The following is a 17,670-nucleotide window of genomic DNA, read 5'->3' as shown; positions in this document are numbered from 1 at the left end:
GAATATGGAAGAATTTGCCTATAAACTTGTAATGTTTGGCTTTAGCGCGCTTTGCGAAGATTTAGATGAAGTCAAACGCCGTTTAAACATCTATCCTACGGAGAGATATGAGCTTGAAAATGGAGATGAGTGCTTTTTAGTAGAACTCTCCACACGCACAATCTATCCTATTGTTTTAAAAGATAATCGCTTTGTTATTGAAGGACTTTAATGCAAAAAATAGCGAATTGAAGCAAAATTTTGAATTTGTGTTTGTTTTAATGCTGAAATCTCATCGTTAGAAATGATTCCACCAAGCGCAAAAATCTCCGCTTGATAATCCTTTGGATTAATGCGTTTTAGAAAATCAACCCCCAAAGGATTTCCTTTATTTGGGGTTTTAAAAATAGGGCTAATTGTAATGCCATTAGCACCATTTTTATCTGCTTTTTCTAAACTTTGCATATCATGCGCACTATAAAAAACATATTGCAATTGCTTTTTATATTCTGGAATTTTATCAAGCTGCATACTATTACAATGCACACCATCAAATCCAAACTTACACGCCAATGTAAAATCTGTATTTAATAAACTTACAACCCCAAAAGCATCATTTAACTCTAAAAAAATTTCTATTAAACGCAAATCAAACTGCATTGTTTTATCGCGATATGCAGCGAAATCTAATTTATACTTCTGCAAAATATTTTGATAAAATTTACGGAATTCTAAAGGAGAGCTAGGATAAAGAAAAGGAGCAGTGATAAGGTAAGCCTTAATGGGCTTCCTCACTTTCTAAAACTGCTCCTGCTAGGAATACATAAGTTAGAATCATAAAAATAAAAGCTTGTAAAAACGCCATAAATGTAAGGAGTAAAAATGCTGGGAGTGGTGCAACCCAAGGAGCTAACATCAACATTACAAGCAAAAACATATCATCGCCTTTAATATTTCCAAAAAGACGGAATGAAAGAGAAACTAATCTTGAACAATGTGAGATAATCTCAATGGGGAACATCAAAGGAGCTAAAGGCTTAATAGGACCTGCAAAATGTGCAAAATATTTTACAACACCAAAAGTGCGAATCCCTTCAAAATTATAAAACACAAACACAACCAATGCAAGAGTCAATGTAAAACTAAGACTAGATGAAGGAGCTTCAAAGCCCGGTATGATTCCAATCATATTTGCTAAAAATACAAAGATTGCAATCGTTGCTGTTAGAGGCAAATATTTGCGTGCTTTTTCTTCACCAATAACATCTTTTGCCATAAAAATCACGCCACCCAAAAATGCTTCAAAAATATTTTGCATAGTTCCGGGAACAACTTGAAGCTTTGAAGTTGCCGCTCTTGCTAAAATAATTGCAATAACTGCAACTAAAACAGTATGAATTGCGATAATAAAATCGTGGTCATGACTAATTAGTCCAAAAAAGGTAAATAATCGTCCATCCATCTAAAGACTCCCTTTACATTGATTTAAAAGTTAATAATTATGCCAAAAGTAAATTTAATTAATAATTAACCTTTTCTTAGCACAATTGTTTTGAATAAAATATCATGTAACGCTTTTCTGTCTTTACGCCATAATGGAAGCAAGATTCCAACAATACTTGTGCCAGAAAGTAAAAATCCAAAAAAACGCAAGAGTGCAAAAATAAATGTTACCTTTTTTCCATTTTCACGCACAACCCACAAATCATATGCTTTTTTACCGGGCGTCTGCCCTTTTAGTGCTAAAAGTAATGCGACAATACTTCCATAAATCAAAACACCAGCAAAAGGCGCCCAAGAAGAATCACGAAACTCTTGCGCACTACCTATTACACCATAGGTTAAAACATACAAAAGCGGCATATAAATCATAAAAGTATCAATAACTTGTGCTTTGCCACGCTCAAGAAATCCTGCATGAAACAAAGCTTTAGAATCGCTTTGCTCAAGTTCTGAAAGTAATTTTTGTGGGAGATGTTTTAGAGTTTGCGATTCCAAATTTAGAGTTTTTTCTTTGGAATCTTTTTCTTGGACATTTGCTTTTTTAGAGCTATATTCCTTACCTTGTTTAACTTTTCTCCAACGCACTGCCTTTCCTAATTGCCGCGACTTCCGGGTTTAATTGCTTTTGTGCCTTGCTTACACAAAGGACAATTTTGTGGATTATATGTTTCAAAAACAAAATCTTCTAAAGCAAACAAAGGCAAACTATCATCAAGTTTGCATTCTGGTGTTTCTATATTTCTTAAAACATTGAAACGATTACAGATTCCACGATTTGCCAATGCTGCAAAACCAACAATTTTTGCTCCTAGATTTTGCACGACTTTTGCAGATTCCATAGCAGAACCACCCGTAGTAATAATATCTTCGCAAATTAAAATTTTTTCTTTTGGTTTTACTTCAAAACCTCGCCTTAATGTCATCACACCTTCTACACGCTCTGTAAAAATAAAACGCACTCCAAGTGCTCGTGCCAACTCATATCCAGCTAAGATTCCTCCAAGCGCTGGAGAACAAACGCAATCTACCTCAACCTTTGCTGCCCTAACTTGCTTTGCAAGAGATATAGCCAACAATTCTGCAACTTTTGGATTTTCAAGCACTTTTGCGGATTGCAGATAAAAAGCAGAATGTTTTCCGCTACTTAATAAAAAATGTCCTTCTAAAAACGCATTTGCATCTTTATAAACTTGTGCAATATCCATAATAACCCCTTATTTAGATTTTTAACAAATCTTCCTCTTTATGCTTAACTAGCTCATCAATTTTCTTTGTTGCATTATCGGTAAATTTTTGAATCTCATCTTGCCCTTTTTTAGACTCATCTTCACTAATTGCTTTGTCTTTTTCAAGCTTTTTAATCTTATCATTTGCATCTTTACGAATATTACGAATTGCAACTTTAGCTTTTTCACCAATATTTTTTGCCTCTTTTGCGATTTCTTTTCTCTGCTCACTTGTCATTGGAGGAAAAAATAGCTTAATTGTTTCTCCATCATTGTTTGGATTTACGCCAATATTTGCCTCTTGAATTGCTCTTTCAATATCTTTTAGGAGGTTCTTTTCCCAAGGAGTTACCACAATCGTGCTAGCATCTTGTGCTATGACTGAACCGACTTGATTTAGCGGGGTTGGCGTATCGTAATAATCAATACGAATATGGTCTAAAATAGAAACAGAAACTTTACCACTACGCAAAGTTCCAAATTCCTTTTTCATCGCTTCAATGCTCTTATCCATTGTTTCTTTTGCATGCGCATAAACTGCTTGTAATTCCATAGGATTCCTTTATTTGGATTCTGTATTGTCAGGAGCTACCGGAACAGCTGGAACAACAGAAGACTCCGGAATATTTGCTCCATCGACAATAGAACGCTTTGCGTCTTGTGTATAAAGATACCCAAGCGCGATTGTATTTAACACAAAGAGCAATCCAAGCCCAAAAGTAAGTTTAGCTAAAAACCCTGCTGGACCTTTTGCGCCAAACAAACTCTCATTACTGCCGCTATAAGCACCAAGCCCCATACTTGAACTTTTTTGCATCATTACAACAATTGTAATTAAAATCGCAAATACAAACTGCAAAACCAACAAAATTCCGCTCATTCTTAAAAACCTTTAAATTTTGAAAATAAAAATTGCGTAATTTTATCCAAACTTATATAATAAAAGATTAAAAATCACGCAAAACAAGCAATTCACTAAAGCCTATTGACAAACTTCAGCAACTTAACAACAAGCTAATCAATCAAACTTTTACTAGACAAATTGACGCATTGATAAATAGCTATTTAACGCACCAATATACGCCTTTGCTGTTGCTTGTAAAGTGTCTAAATGTAACCCATGCCCAATAAATGCAGGTTTATCTGACTCAAATTCCACCTTGACAACCACCTTTGCCAAAGCATCTTTGCCTTCACTTACAGCTTCCACTTTATAATCTTTTAAGATTCCATTATATCCACTAATTCTATCAATAGTTTTCAAAATCGCATCTACACTTCCATTACCAATAGCCGCATCAATTTTGCTTGAGCTATCACGCTTAATAGAAATTGCTGCATAAGGCACACCATTAGAATCACTACTAATTTGCATAGCAAGCAATTCAAAAATCTGTGGAATCTTGGTAGATTCTGCTGTTAGGATAGAGCGAATATCCTCATCATACACTTCTTTTTTCTTATCGCATAACACTTTAAACTTCTCAAATGCGCTATCAAGTTCTTCTTGTGTTAAATTATCAAAGCCTAAACTGCTCAACTTATCTTTAAACGCAGCTCTACCACTATGCTTACCAAGCACCAATCCATTATCTTGCGGAATCCCAATATCATTTGCCGACATAATTTCATAAGTTTCGCGGTTTTTAAGCATACCATCTTGATGGATTCCACTCTCATGCGCAAAAGCATTTTTACCTACAATTGCTTTATTTGGCTGTGGGCGGATTCCAGTAATATCAGCAACAAGCTTACTTGAAGCATAAATTTCTTTGGTATTAATGCGCGTCTCTAAATCACCAAAAATATCTTTACGCGTTTTTAAAATCATAACCACTTCTTCTAGTGCAGTATTTCCTGCCCTTTCTCCTAATCCATTAATTGTGCATTCTAGCTGCCTTGCGCCATTTTGGATTCCAGCTAAGGAATTTGCAACAGCTAAGCCTAAGTCATTATGGCAATGCACTGATAAAATTGCAGAATCCTTCACACATTCTTTTAATTCTTTGATGATATATCCAAGCTCTTGTGGCAAGCGATAACCCACTGTATCCGGTAAATTTAATGTTTTAGCTCCTGCTTCAATAACAGCAAGCGCAACTTCTTTTAAAAACCCTATATCACTTCTACACGCATCTTCGCAACTAAACTCAACATCTTCGCACAAACTTTTTGCCAAACTCACTGCTTCTACTGCGCGTTTAATCACTTCATTAGGCTGCATTTTGAGCTTAAATTCCATGTGAATTGGGCTTGTAGCAATAAATGTATGGATACGCTTTTGTTTTGCCTTCTCTAAAGCTTTTGCAGCTTGTTCAATATCTTTTGGAACAGCCCTTGCAAGCGAGCAAATTGTAGTTTTGCTGACTGCTTCTGAGATTCTGCTAATTGCTTCAAAATCTCCCGGGCTTGCTGCGGCAAAACCAGCTTCCATAACATCAACGCCCAAACGTTCTAATTGCAAAGCTAATTTGATTTTTTCTTCTGTATTCATAGAAGCACCGGGGCTTTGCTCACCATCTCTTAAAGTTGTATCAAAAATCTTAATCATTTCCATATTGTTATCCTTAAAGTTTATATTATAAAAAAGCCTACAAAACTACAAATCCAGAGGCGAGAGCAAAGAAAGTGTTAAGAGATTTTTAAACACACAGCAATAAAAACTAAATCGCATTCGCATTTTAATCCTTACTAAAGCGTCTTGCAAATAAATAATATACCGCACGAATTGGACCAAAACACACATAAAGTGTGATTAATGTAACGATAGTAAAAATTGGATAAATAAACAAAATTGCCAAAACTAGCATTAGTATTACAATAATCTTACTAAAACTCAATTTCTCTAAATTGATTTTTTTAAAGCTAGGATAACGAATATTGCTTACCATTAAAAGCGATACAACAAGACTTGCAATCATCAAAAACAGCAAAATTGCGGAGGAATATTGCGGATAGATTCTACTTAAATACATCTCAAATAATAACCAACTAATAATAAACACAGCTGCTGCTGGAATAGGAAGTCCGATAAAAACATTTGGCTCATTGTTGGTTGTCGTAACATTAAAGCGCGCTAAACGGATTGCCCCAAAAACAACATACAATCCTGCAACAACAACACCAAATTTTCCATAATGGAATCCTGTGTAAAAAAATAAAATCATCGCCGGTGCAACACCAAATGCAACCACATCTGCCAAAGAATCAAATTCCACACCAAACTTACTTGTTGTTCCAGTCAATCTTGCAACGCGCCCATCAAGCCCATCAAAAATCAAACTCACCAAAACTAACCAACAAGCAATCCAAAAACGTCCCATAAATGCATAAGAAATCGCTAAGATTCCAAGGTAAATGCTAGCTCCCGTGAAAAGATTTGGCAAAATATAAAGCGGGTCAATGCGCATTATTGTCCTTCAAATTTTGCAAGCAATGTTTGTCCTGCATAAATTTTATCTCCAATATTCACTTTTAATTCAGACTTTAAAGGCATTTTGAGCACTGCATTACCACTTAAAAAGAATCCTAAACGCTCACCTAATTTAAAATCTAAATCCCAAAAATACAGAGTAATTTGCGAAAAATTCTTTGGATAAAGCACCAAATCTAATGTTTCTTCATCATCACTTTCACGTTTAAAAGCAATTTTCACATGTTCGCCATTTATGCTATCCCCATTTTTTAACCCATAAATATGTTCTAACTTCATAGCTTCCCCAGCTTTACCAAGTTTAGCTATTGGCATTCTTAACATTCCACTAAAACAAATTGGCTTTTTAATACTCAAATAAATTCCGCCTTCTTTATTTTCAATATTCTTAATCACTCCATCTAAAGGTGCAAGCACGCAATCATTAGCAATATCTTCTGGAATACGCTCTAAATTACGATAAAAATAAACTACACATACAAACAACACAAGAAATACAAAAGCAAGAAAATTCCAACCCAACAATCCTGCGAGCAAAAATCCAAGCAATGCAACAATAATAGGCTTCCATCCCTCTCTTGCAATAAGTTCTGTGGTTGTTTTCATACTCTCTCCTTAGGCTTCTTCCTCAGTTACAAGACGCGATTCCATATTATGCTCCTCTTCATAATTTCTGATAATCTCACGCACTTTTTCACCATCAATATTTTCTTTTTCAAACAATTCTTTGACAATATTTTCAATCGCCTCTCTATAAGTTTCCAAAGAAGTTTTAACTGCTTCAAAACGCTCATTAAGGATAGTTTTAATGTGTTCGTCCATTTTTTGAGCCATTTCCTCGCTGTATTCCCTTGTGCTACCTAATCCACCATTTAAGAATACATTGCGCTGTTTTTCAAGCACCATTAATCCTGCAACGTCCGTCATTCCATAGTAGCTTACCATTGCTTTAATAATATCTGTTGCGCGTTCTAAGTCATTACTAGCACCTGTTGATATTTCTCCAATAAAAACTGCTTCTGCGGCTCTACCCCCTAATAAAACATCTACTTCTGCTAATAATTCATGCTTTTGCATTAAATATTTATTCTCTTCTGGCGTATTTAACGTATAACCAAGTGCTGCTAAACCACGCGGTATAATAGAAACTTTTGTAACTTTTTTTGCCCCTTTTGTAATCTCTGCAATCAGCGCATGTCCGCTTTCATGGTATGCAACAATTTTCTTTTCTTTAGGAGAGATTCTACGTGATTTTTTCTCTAATCCTGCAATTCCTCGCTCTACTGCTTCTAAAAAATCACTTTGTTCAACTTCTTTTTTATTATTACGTCCAGCAAGAAGTGCTGCTTCATTGACAATATTTGCTAAATCTGCTCCCGCAAGCCCAGCTGTTAATTTCGCCACTTCAAATAAATCAACATTACGCGCTAATTTAATATTTTTAATATGCACTTTTAAAATCTCTACACGCCCTTCAAAATCTGGCTTATCTACAAGCACTTGTCTATCAAATCTACCCGGTCTTAAAAGCGCAGGGTCAAGCACCTCTGGACGATTTGTCGCTGCTAAAACAATCACTGGAGAAGCATCAGAGCTAAATCCATCCATCTCTGCTAAGAGCTGATTAAGTGTTTGCTCTCTTTCATCATTCCCGCTTATCATTCCGCCTGCTGCACGACTTTTTCCAATCGCATCAATCTCATCAATAAAAATAATGCTAGGAGCTCCCTTTTTAGCATTTTCAAACAAATCACGCACACGACTAGCACCAACACCCACAAACATTTCAATAAAACTACTACCGCTTACAGAAAAGAAAGGCACATCTGCTTCCCCTGCAACTGCTTTTGCTAAAAGTGTTTTTCCAGTCCCTGGAGGTCCTACTAAAAGCACACCTTTTGGAATCTTAGCACCAAGCTTTGCATAGCGTTCTGGATTTTTCAAAAAATCTACAACCTCTACAACTTCATCTTTAGCTTCAGAGTTACCCGCCATATCCTCAAACTTAACATTTGGTTTTTCTGCATTAACTAGACGTTTAGAGCTTCCAATCCCTAAGATTCCATTCCCCATATTTTTTTGCATACGGCTTGCCAAAAACATCCAGATTGCAAAGAAAATAAACACAGGCAACACCCAGCCAAAAAGCATATCACTCAGCCAATTATTCTCGCTATATCCTGTATATTCCACACCTTTTTCATCAAGCAAAGGAATAAGTGTATTATCTGGGCTTACACGTTGTGCATTATAAACAATTTTACTCTCACCACTTTCTGAAGTTGCCTTAATATTTGTCTGTCCAATTGCTACAAAATCTACTTGTTTATTTTCAATAAGTTTTTTTAGTTCGTAATAATTAATCGTTCGCGTTGTGTTTGCACCGCTTAGTTTGCTCACCTCACTATTTGGAGACATCATTTTAAATACTACAATAGCAACGATTGCAAAAATCACAAATACCAAAAGTGGATTTTGATTAAAAAACCCATTTGGTTTCTTATCTTGAGAATTTTGATTATTATTGTTTGGTCTTTGCATAAGTATCCTTTATTTTTGTAACGCTAAAGTTACCCACTCTGTATTGGTTTCTTGTGATATAACCTTAAAATTTTTGAATTTAGCAAGAACTTTTGAGAGATATTTCTCTAAAATTCCTGATAAAATCAAATACCCGCTCACTTTTACAAAATCTTGCAAAGGAAGTGCTAAAATAATATCAGCTAAAAGATTTGCTATCACTATATCAAAAGATTCTTTTTCTTGAGGAATCGTATTTAAAGAACCTAAGAAAATTTTGTCTAAAATCACATTGTTTTTTTGCATATTTTCCTTTGTAGAATTCACAGCAACTTCATCTGTATCACAAGCCCACACTACTGCGCCACTCTTTTTTGCACAAATGCTTAAAATTCCACTTCCACAACCTACATCTAAAACTTTTTTATCTTTAAGCTCCAACGTATTTAGCGTCTTTAAACAGCCAAAAGTGCTTTCGTGATGTCCGCTCCCAAAAGCAAGTGCAGGGTCTATAACAATATCAATTTTATCTGCTTTTTCTACATGCCAAGAAGGATGAATATAATATTTTCCACATTCAATAGGAGCAATAGAGCTACGATATTTAGCAATCCAATCTTCATTTGCACAAACACTTACGCTTAATTCTAATCTAACTTCTTCGCCAAAGATTGTTTCAACTTCCTTAGCATATGACTTTAATTGCGCTTTTAAAGATTCTATATATTCTTCGGATTCTTCGGTGCGAATAAGGAATCCCTTTTCAATCTCTTCAATTGCCTCACCAGTTATTTCAAGGGCTTTATCTTGCAATAACCATATATAATTCTTTGCTTCGACTCTTAGGCAATGATAACAAGGCTTCATTTTTAGTCATTTACGCCCAAAACAACTTCTAATTTTTCTTTTAAAACTTGAGGAGTAAAAGGCTTAACAATATAGTTATTAACTCCAGCTTTTAATGCAGTGATAACTTCAGCTTTTCCACCCTCTGTCGTAACCATAATAATGGGGATATCTTTGAAACGCTCATCAGCACGCACTTTTTTAACCAAATCTAAACCATTCATTTCAGGCATATTCCAATCTGTAATCAGAACTTTAACATCAGGATTAGCATTCATTTTCTCCCAACCCTCAACACCATTTTCGCCTTCTAAAATATCTTCATAACCAAGTCTTGCCAAGGTATTCTTGATAATTCTACGCATTGTAGAGCTATCATCAACAACAACCATTTTCAAAGCTAACTCCTTAAAAATTAAAACTTCTAATTAATAAAACTCTATTTAGAAAAAATAACTAAGTATAATAACACAATTTCTTATAGAAAAAAATAAAATTCCATAGATTTATGTGTGCTAATCTTCAAATTTCCTAAAAATTTCTTGCAAGTTAATCTTACCTTCATAAAAAGCTTTACCCACAATTACACCATTAATACCCGCATTTTCTAACCCTGCAAAGTCTTGCAGGCTTGATAATCCGCCACTTGCGATTGTAAAAATTGCACTTTTTTCTTGAATTTTTTTTGTAAAATCAATATTTAAACCATTTAACATTCCATCGCGTGCAATATCTGTGCAAATAATCGCTTTGACTTTGCTTCCTTTAAAAAGCTCTGCAAACTCCCATGCTAAAACATTTCCACTCTTAGCCCAACCTTCTGTTGCGACTTTTCCGTCTTTTGCATCAATTCCAATCACAATTGCATATTTTTCTGCCATTTTTAATGCAAAGTCAGGATTCTTCAAAGCAATAGAACCCAAAATTACACGCTCAACTCCTAAATCTTCATAATGCTGAATCGTCTCTTCATTGCGGATTCCACCTCCAACTTCAATTTTAAGCTTAGATTCTTTGCAAATTTGCGCAATCACTGCACGATTTTTTGGCTCTCCTGCAAATGCACCATCTAAATCCACAATATGCAAATACTTTGCTCCAATCTCTTCAAAATGCTTTGCTAATTCCAAAGGATTCTCTGCATAAACCTTTGCACTCTCCATCAAACCTTGACTAAGACGCACTGCGCAACCTTCTTTTAAATCAATTGCTGGAATAATCTGCATATCTCTCCTTATAAGTTAATGAAATTTTCAAGAATCCTAAGCCCAACATTATGTGATTTTTCTGGGTGGGGTTGGATTCCAAAAATATTATCTTTTTGCACAATAGAAGCAAAATTCACTCCATAATTGCTAACACCGGCTGCATTTTCTAAATTTTTTACATAAAAACTATGCACAAAATACAAATAAAATGCAGAATCCAACCCTTGCAATAGCGGAGATTCTTTATTTTTATGCACCAAATTCCAGCCCATATGTGGAATCTTCATTGTTTTATCTTCTAAGGAGAATCGCACCACCTCTCCTTCTAATAATCCAAGCCCAAAATGTTCTCCAAACTCATAACTTTTATTAAAAAGCAGTTGCATTCCTAGACAAATTCCAAGCAAAGGCTTTCCGCTTTTGGCAAACTCTAGCACAGCTTCTTGCATACCAGATACAGCCAAATGTTCCGTTGCATCTCCAAATGCACCAACACCGGGCAAAATCAAACGATCATATTTTTTAAGATTCTGTGGATTTTCTTCAATAACTACTTCTTCTCCTAAGCTTGCCATTGCATTTCGCACACTTGCAAGATTTCCAATCCTATAATTCACAATGCCCAGCATTAATCCCTCTTAAACTTTGCTGTAAAGCGCATATATACTGCAAGTCCAATAAGCAAACACGTTACAGCACCGATTAAATACACTGCATAGATTAATTTTTCAGGTTCAATAATGGTAAATTTAAACACCAACATCAAAGCTTCAATCGCTAGTGCAATTACAATAGAACCCAAAAAGCGTGTCATTGTTTTATGCACCATTTTAGAATCTTGAGACTTTTGCCTTCCTAGCACTTCTTCTTCAAAAATCGCACGCACTAAATCAAAGATTGCTAGAGATAGCGTAATAAGAATAGTGGCTTCAAACACATCTTTAATATCTAAGCTATTAAACCGAGAAAGCCCGTCCCACATACTAATCCCACCTTTTACAAACAATAGTGTGCTAACCAAAAATAATGCCAAAGACATTATAAAATACACAGCTTTACCAAAACTAGAAAGGAATCCAAACAAGGGTGTTGGTCGCACTAGCAAACAAGTTTGCTCTAAAGGAATATCCATACACACTACATACATAAGCTTGCCCTTATCATTATATAGTGGATAAGAAACAGTTACGACTAAATTTCCACTAGCAAGCGAAGGATAAGGGTCTGTTAAAATACATTTTTTCTCTTTTATTGCACGATAAAAATACGCTCTATCGTTGTGATTTTCTCCTTTTTTACATTCTATTTTAGAATCCCTAGAGATTCCATCTAAAACCAAACTCCCACTCGCATCTAAAACATAGAGTAACTCAAAGACCCTAACTTCACGCTCAATTTTCTGTAATCCATCAATAATTTTATTTAACTCAATATGAGGCAAATTATTTCTAATATTACGTTGAAGTAAAAAACATAAATAGGCTCTAATCTCGTAGCGCATTTCACTAAATTGCATAATTTCTTTAGAAAGCATTGGAATCCTTATAGTGATTTATTTGCGCGCTAATTGTATCAAAAAACACAGAATAATATTCCTTGTCTTTCGGCAATTTCTCACGCCACTGCTCCAAAATCATTATATAATCTTGCACACTTAAGTTTCCTTTTAAAATTTCATAATTTAAATACAATCCATAAGTATTTAGCACATCACTTTGACAATACGTATCAATCTGCTCTAAATTCCCCGCATAATACATATCTAGCACCATATCACCACTGGTATTATATTTGCCCGGAAATCCTACTAAATTTGCAAGCACATCAAGTTTGAGATTCCGTACTGCTCCATAATTTCCCAAAGCTTCTAATAAATCTAAATGGAATCGCTCACAATATCTTTGACGATAATTCTCCCATTTATTTTTATTAAATTGTGGATTGTTTTCTTCAAAATACGCACTTGCACTTAAGCGATACTGCATTGCGCGCAAAAGTAACATTGGTATATCGAATCCTCTTCCATTGTAGCTTACAAGCTTAGGTTGCTTTTTGTTAATATAATCCAAAAATGCTTGAATTAAACTTCTTTCTCTCTCCTTTTTAGAATCCCCTACTGCCTTAAAATTTCCCACTTTATTAAAATTTCCATACTCATCACAAAATACTGCAGCAATACTCACAACTTGATGATAACAAATTGGCAAAAATGCAGTCCCGCTTTGCTCTTTTTGTATTTCCATAGCCTTTTGACTAAGCTCTAAATCCGTGCATACACCCACATCAACATTGCGCTCTAAAAATTCCTTCCTAAAACCTTGTTTGAGCAAATCCACATCTAAAATCGTCTCACAATCAAACACCATTACCAAAAGCATTCTCCTAAAATGAATTTCACTTGCATATTTTAAAGTAATTTTAGTTAGAATCCAAATTGATTTAAACAGAAGGCTTAATAATGCTACTTGGAGTAAATATTGACCATATTGCAACCTTGCGTGAAGCAAGAAAAATCAACGACCCAGACCCTTTAGAAGCAGTTTTTATTGCAAAAAGAGCAGGCGCAGACCAAATCACTATCCATTTGCGCGAAGACCGCCGCCACATACACGATAGCGATGTAATAAGAATTCTAGAATCCTCTGCGTTGCCTTTAAATATTGAATGCTCAATTAATCCTAATATTATTGACTCGATTTTAAAACTCTCCCCTAATCGTATCACGCTTGTTCCAGAAAATCGTCAAGAAGTTACAACAGAAGGTGGGCTTGATGTGGTGCAACATTTTGACAGAATTGCTGAAATCACACAAGCTTTAAAACAAAATTGTATAGAAGTTTCTCTCTTCATCGACACACAAATTGACCAAATTTGCGCTTCTAAGGAAGTTGGCGCACAAATGGTTGAGCTTCACACAGGTGCTTATGCAAATTTATATGCAATGCTAAATTCTAACCTCTCTCGCTCACATCATGTTATAGAATCTCTAAATCTTCCACGCTCCACATTAAAAACACATTTACAAGATTCCATTGCAAGTTTGCAAGATGGTGCTAAAGAAGCAAAATGGCTAGGACTTGAAGTTGCCGCAGGACATGGATTAAACTATCATAACCTAGCACCCATTTTAGCAATTCCTGAAGTTATGGAATTAAACATTGGACAAAGTATTATTGCCCGCTCAATTTTTACTGGTTTAGAATCGGCAATCAAAGATATGGTTGCCTTAATAAAGTCTAGCTAGGCTTCTAAACTATTACTACATTTAAAACACTACTATGATTTAATGCTTTAAAAATGCAAAAAAAGAATCTTGAATTAAATAGATTTTAAAACTTAAAAAGAAATCTAAAGACTTGGAAAATTAAAAGAGTGGCGGACAGAGAGAGATTCGAACTCTCGGTAATCTTGCGACTACGCATCCTTAGCAGGGATGTGGTTTCAGCCAACTCACCCATCTGTCCAAAAAAAGAGTTGTAATTATAGCTTTTTTAGGTAAAAAGGAGCTTAAAAGACCGCTAAAAAGCCTTATGCGATTCCGCTATTTTGCAAAGCTTCTGCTTGAAAATATGCCACAATAGGGTCAATTACAGAATCCAAGTTGCCACTTAGCATAATTTCTTCTAAACTATAAAGTGTAAGCCCAACGCGATGGTCTGTTAATCGGTTTTGCGGATAATTATAAGTGCGAATTCTCTCGCTTCTATCCCCGCTTCCTACTTGAGATTTTCTAGCCTCCGCATTTTGCTCCATTTGCGCTTCTAGCTCTGCTTCGTAGATTCTAGCTTTTAAGATTTTCATCGCTTTATCTTTGTTTTTGTGTTGAGATTTTTCATCTTGCATAGACACGCTAATACCCGTTGGTAGATGTGTGATTCTAACTGCGGAATCCGTTGTATTTACACACTGCCCACCATGCCCACCAGCACGGAATACTTCAACTTTTAAATCATTGGGATTAATAGTAACTTCCACATCATCGACTTCGGGCATAATTGCAACTGTGATTGCCGAAGTATGCACACGCCCTTGCGATTCCGTAGCTGGCACGCGTTGCACACGATGCGTTCCACCTTCGTATTTTAACCTCGAGTACGCACCTTTTCCTTTCACAAGCGCAATAACTTCCTTGTAACCTCCAACACTATTTTCACTTGAGCTAATGATTTCTACTTTCCACGATTTTAGTTCGGCATAGCGCACATAAGCACGAAATAAATCGCCAACAAAGATTCCAGCTTCATCTCCTCCTGTGCCTGCACGTAACTCTAAATAAATGTTTTTATCATCATTAGGGTCTTTTGGGAGCAATAAGACTTTAATCTCTGATTCTAAAGTTGCATTTTGGGATTCTGCTTCTTTAATCTCTTCTTTTGCTAAATCACCTAATTCTTTATCATCTAATAATGCCTTATTTTCTTCGATACTTTGAAGATTATTGAGATATTTGCGCGCCTTTTCTACAAGCTCTTCTAAGTCGCTTTGTTCTTTACTAAGCTCTGCAATACGCTTAACATCATTTAAGATATTGGAATCGACAAGCAATGCACTAATCTCATCATAACGTTTAATAAAGGGCTGAAGTTTGGAGGCTAACATTGTAAGAGCTTTTAGAGGGACAAACGCTAATTTTAAGCGTTTGCTAAGGCGAGTTTTTTCACAGAAGCATTTAAGCGGCTAACCTTTCTAGCGGCAGTATTTTTAGTTAAGATTCCTTTGCTTACATAGCTATGGAAATTTTGATTAATTTGTTGCATTGTTTCTTGAGCTTTGTTTAAATCTTTTGCATCAAGTGCTTCTTTTAAAGCTCTTGTCATATTTTTAATTCTTGTTTTGTAGTAGCGATTTCTCTCTGTGCGCTTTTTTGTCTGACGAATACGTTTCTCTGCTGATTTATGATTTGCCATAGGGTGTTAATCCTTTTGTAAAAAATTTAAGCTAAAATTCTATTTAACATTTTATTAAAAGCAAATAAAAAGGCACGATTATGAAGTTATTTGGAACAGATGGCGTAAGAGGTGAAGCAGGTGTAAAGTTAGACGCATTTTGCGCACTCAAACTTGGAATTGCCGCAGGAATTTATTACAGAGAACACACAAAAACAAATAGAATCTTAGTAGGAAAAGACACAAGACGCAGTGGTTATATGCTAGAAAATGCCCTTGTTAGCGGGCTAACTGCAGCTGGGTATGAAGTCATACAAATTGGTCCTATGCCAACACCCGCAATCGCCTATCTCACAGAAGATATGCGCTGTGATGGCGGGATTATGGTCAGTGCCAGCCATAATCCTTTTATGGATAATGGAATCAAATTTTTTGGGCGCAGTGGATATAAGATTGATGAAAAAGATGAAGAAGTGATTGAAAAGATTTACAATGATTTCAATACACTTGAAGCAGCGCAAAAGAAAGGCAAAGAAATTGGTTCATCTAAAAGAATTGATGATGTTGTAGGACGTTATATCGTGCATATTAAAAATTCTTTCCCAAAAGATTTATCCTTGCATGGAATCCGCGTTGTGCTTGATTGTGCAAATGGAGCTGCATATAAGGTCGCACCAACAATTTTTAGTGAGCTTGGAGCAGAAGTTTTTGTAATTAATGATGAACCTAATGGCTTCAATATTAATGAAAATTGTGGCGCAACACAACCACTGATGTTACAAGAAGAAGTGCGCCGCGTGCGTGCAGATATTGGATTTGCGCTTGATGGCGATGCAGATAGACTTGTTGTTGTTGATGAAAAAGGGGAAGTCATTCATGGTGATAAACTCATTGGCGTGCTAGCTTTAGCCGCTAAAGAATCTAAAATGTTAAAAAATAACGCTGTTGTTGCAACAATTATGAGCAATTACGCATTAGAAGAATTTTTAAAATCGCATGGAATCGCACTTGTGCGCTCTAATGTTGGGGATAAATATGTGCTTGAAGCAATGCTTGAAAAAAATTTAAACTTTGGCGGGGAACAAAGCGGGCATATTATTTTTAGCGATTTTGCAAAAACAGGAGATGGATTAGTAAGTGCCCTGCAAACAATGGCATATATTTTAAAATCCAAAAAACCCGCTTCAAAGGCATTAAATTGCTTTAATCTTTATCCGCAGATTCTAAAAAATCTTTCTGTTAATGCTAAACCAAATTTGGAATCACTAGAGAATTATCAAACATTTTTACAAAGTATTGAAGCGCACAATATCCGCCATTTAATCCGTTATAGCGGCACAGAAAATAAACTGCGGATTCTACTTGAAGGCAAAGATGAAAAATTATTAGAAAAGGTAATGCAAGAATGTGAAACATATTTTAAGGGCAAAATTTGCTAACAAAGGATTTGCAAAATAGAATCTGGATTGGCTTTTTTGCTTCTTTGTGTGTTGTGCTTATGCTCGATCAGGCAATTAAGTGGTATTTTTTATTTAAAGGCTACACGCAAGGCGATATGATTTTTGAAGGGAGTGTGATTTCGCTATTGCTCGTCTATAACAAAGGCGTTGCATTTTCAATGTTTGCATTCTTGCAAGAATGGCTAAAATACTTACAAATTTTACTTTTAGTTGGAATCTTTGTGTATCTTTGGAAACATAAAGAGATTATTAAAGTGCATTATATTGCACTTGGAGTGATTTTTGGCGCAGGGATTTCAAACATTTTAGATAGATTTATACATGGTGGCGTGGTGGATTATATCTTTTGGCATTATAAATTTGAGTTTGCAATTTTTAATTTTGCTGATGTGATGATTAATATAGGTGTTGCCTTAGTTCTTTTTAGCGTATTTTTAAGAAAAGATAAAAGTGTGTCGTGATAGAATGCGCGTTTCTTTAAAAAATGTTTGAAAAAAATATTTGGTCGCGTAGCTCAGTTGGTAGAGCACTACCTTGACATGGTAGTGGTCGCTGGTTCAAGTCCAGTCGTGGCCACCATTATTTTTAACTTCTTCATCAAAAATAATA

At 35.4% G+C, this 17,670-nt stretch carries 22 protein-coding genes and 2 tRNA genes; 5 read left to right on the top strand and 19 right to left on the bottom strand.

What is annotated here, in order from left to right; genetic code table 11:
- Nucleotides 1-4 precede the first annotated feature (4 nt).
- Entirely contained in the window at nt 5-211 is a 207-nt protein-coding gene (locus LS70_RS04900; protein WP_034290131.1) for a hypothetical protein, read from the top strand.
- Here the strand turns inward: LS70_RS04900 and LS70_RS04895 are convergent.
- The 16 genes from LS70_RS04895 to LS70_RS04820 form a co-directional block, all read right to left on the bottom strand.
- Nucleotides 208-774 (bottom strand): thiamine phosphate synthase, encoded by a 567-nt coding sequence (locus LS70_RS04895; protein ID WP_034290133.1) that lies wholly within the window; start codon nt 772-774, stop codon nt 208-210. The two genes, LS70_RS04900 and LS70_RS04895, sit on opposite strands and share 4 nt — an antisense overlap.
- Entirely contained in the window at nt 758-1,441 is a 684-nt protein-coding gene (locus tag LS70_RS04890; RefSeq protein WP_034290135.1) for a F0F1 ATP synthase subunit A, read from the bottom strand. The genes LS70_RS04895 and LS70_RS04890 overlap by 17 nt, the downstream gene beginning before the upstream one ends.
- 65 nt (nt 1,442-1,506) lie before the next feature.
- Nucleotides 1,507-2,067: an RDD family protein gene (locus LS70_RS04885; RefSeq protein WP_081949803.1), complete on the bottom strand. Its 561-nt coding sequence runs from the start codon at nt 2,065-2,067 to the stop codon at nt 1,507-1,509.
- 8 nt (nt 2,068-2,075) lie between these two features.
- The gene (pyrE, locus tag LS70_RS04880) at nt 2,076-2,687 is read right to left on the bottom strand and encodes an orotate phosphoribosyltransferase (RefSeq protein ID WP_034290136.1); all 612 of its coding nucleotides are present in this window, start codon (nt 2,685-2,687) and stop codon (nt 2,076-2,078) included.
- Nucleotides 2,688-2,700: 13 nt separating this feature from the next.
- Entirely contained in the window at nt 2,701-3,261 is a 561-nt protein-coding gene (gene frr / locus LS70_RS04875) for a ribosome recycling factor (protein ID WP_034290138.1), read from the bottom strand.
- Between the two features lie 9 nt (nt 3,262-3,270).
- Nucleotides 3,271-3,588, bottom strand: coding sequence for a preprotein translocase subunit SecG (gene secG, locus LS70_RS04870; protein WP_034290140.1), 318 nt, complete (start codon nt 3,586-3,588; stop codon nt 3,271-3,273).
- A gap of 153 nt (nt 3,589-3,741) precedes the next feature.
- Nucleotides 3,742-5,265: a 2-isopropylmalate synthase gene (locus LS70_RS04865; RefSeq protein ID WP_034290142.1), complete on the bottom strand. Its 1,524-nt coding sequence runs from the start codon at nt 5,263-5,265 to the stop codon at nt 3,742-3,744.
- A gap of 124 nt (nt 5,266-5,389) precedes the next feature.
- On the bottom strand, nt 5,390-6,118 hold the full coding sequence (gene pssA / locus LS70_RS04860) for a CDP-diacylglycerol--serine O-phosphatidyltransferase (RefSeq protein ID WP_034290144.1): 729 nt from the start codon (nt 6,116-6,118) through the stop codon (nt 5,390-5,392).
- Nucleotides 6,118-6,747: a hypothetical protein gene (locus tag LS70_RS04855; RefSeq protein WP_034290146.1), complete on the bottom strand. Its 630-nt coding sequence runs from the start codon at nt 6,745-6,747 to the stop codon at nt 6,118-6,120. Before LS70_RS04855 ends, pssA begins: the two co-directional genes overlap by 1 nt.
- 9 nt (nt 6,748-6,756) lie before the next feature.
- Complete coding sequence (gene ftsH / locus LS70_RS04850; RefSeq protein ID WP_034290148.1) at nt 6,757-8,682, bottom strand: ATP-dependent zinc metalloprotease FtsH; 1,926 nt, start codon at nt 8,680-8,682, stop codon at nt 6,757-6,759.
- Nucleotides 8,683-8,691: 9 nt separating this feature from the next.
- Nucleotides 8,692-9,528: a 50S ribosomal protein L11 methyltransferase gene (gene prmA, locus LS70_RS04845; RefSeq protein ID WP_034290150.1), complete on the bottom strand. Its 837-nt coding sequence runs from the start codon at nt 9,526-9,528 to the stop codon at nt 8,692-8,694.
- A 2-nt stretch (nt 9,529-9,530) separates the two neighbouring features.
- Nucleotides 9,531-9,905 (bottom strand): chemotaxis response regulator CheY, encoded by a 375-nt coding sequence (locus tag LS70_RS04840; RefSeq protein WP_034290152.1) that lies wholly within the window; start codon nt 9,903-9,905, stop codon nt 9,531-9,533.
- 117 nt (nt 9,906-10,022) lie between these two features.
- Nucleotides 10,023-10,733: a 1-(5-phosphoribosyl)-5-[(5-phosphoribosylamino)methylideneamino]imidazole-4-carboxamide isomerase gene (gene hisA / locus LS70_RS04835; protein WP_034290154.1), complete on the bottom strand. Its 711-nt coding sequence runs from the start codon at nt 10,731-10,733 to the stop codon at nt 10,023-10,025.
- 8 nt (nt 10,734-10,741) lie between these two features.
- The gene (gene hisH / locus LS70_RS04830; RefSeq protein WP_138109363.1) at nt 10,742-11,344 is read right to left on the bottom strand and encodes an imidazole glycerol phosphate synthase subunit HisH; all 603 of its coding nucleotides are present in this window, start codon (nt 11,342-11,344) and stop codon (nt 10,742-10,744) included.
- Nucleotides 11,344-12,249: a PDC sensor domain-containing protein gene (locus LS70_RS04825; protein WP_034290156.1), complete on the bottom strand. Its 906-nt coding sequence runs from the start codon at nt 12,247-12,249 to the stop codon at nt 11,344-11,346. Before LS70_RS04825 ends, hisH begins: the two co-directional genes overlap by 1 nt.
- Entirely contained in the window at nt 12,239-13,087 is an 849-nt protein-coding gene (locus tag LS70_RS04820) for a 3'-5' exonuclease (RefSeq protein ID WP_034290200.1), read from the bottom strand. Before LS70_RS04820 ends, LS70_RS04825 begins: the two co-directional genes overlap by 11 nt.
- Before the next feature lie 86 nt (nt 13,088-13,173).
- On the opposite strand from LS70_RS04820, the gene LS70_RS04815 reads away from it, so the two are divergent.
- Nucleotides 13,174-13,959, top strand: a complete 786-nt coding sequence (locus LS70_RS04815) for a pyridoxine 5'-phosphate synthase (RefSeq protein WP_034290158.1) — start codon at nt 13,174-13,176, stop codon at nt 13,957-13,959.
- 129 nt (nt 13,960-14,088) lie between these two features.
- Here LS70_RS04815 and LS70_RS04810 read toward each other — a convergent pair.
- From LS70_RS04810 to rpsT, 3 genes are all read right to left on the bottom strand, one after another.
- Nucleotides 14,089-14,179 (bottom strand) — tRNA-Ser (locus tag LS70_RS04810).
- A gap of 64 nt (nt 14,180-14,243) precedes the next feature.
- On the bottom strand, nt 14,244-15,314 hold the full coding sequence (gene prfA / locus LS70_RS04805) for a peptide chain release factor 1 (protein ID WP_034290160.1): 1,071 nt from the start codon (nt 15,312-15,314) through the stop codon (nt 14,244-14,246).
- 32 nt (nt 15,315-15,346) lie between these two features.
- Entirely contained in the window at nt 15,347-15,622 is a 276-nt protein-coding gene (rpsT, locus tag LS70_RS04800; RefSeq protein WP_034290161.1) for a 30S ribosomal protein S20, read from the bottom strand.
- Nucleotides 15,623-15,702: 80 nt separating this feature from the next.
- On the opposite strand from rpsT, the gene glmM reads away from it, so the two are divergent.
- From glmM to LS70_RS04785, 3 genes are all read left to right on the top strand, one after another.
- On the top strand, nt 15,703-17,040 hold the full coding sequence (gene glmM, locus LS70_RS04795; RefSeq protein WP_034290163.1) for a phosphoglucosamine mutase: 1,338 nt from the start codon (nt 15,703-15,705) through the stop codon (nt 17,038-17,040).
- Nucleotides 17,034-17,522, top strand: coding sequence for a signal peptidase II (lspA, locus tag LS70_RS04790; protein ID WP_081949806.1), 489 nt, complete (start codon nt 17,034-17,036; stop codon nt 17,520-17,522). The genes glmM and lspA overlap by 7 nt, the downstream gene beginning before the upstream one ends.
- A gap of 42 nt (nt 17,523-17,564) precedes the next feature.
- Nucleotides 17,565-17,640: transfer RNA gene (locus tag LS70_RS04785), tRNA-Val, on the top strand.
- Nucleotides 17,641-17,670: the final 30 nt, after the last annotated feature.

The sequence above is a fragment of the Helicobacter sp. MIT 11-5569 genome, assembly GCF_000765695.2.
GTDB lineage: Bacteria > Campylobacterota > Campylobacteria > Campylobacterales > Helicobacteraceae > Helicobacter_D.
The sequence above is the reverse complement of the archived record's forward strand: the minus strand, read 5'-3'. Positions and strand labels throughout refer to the sequence as shown.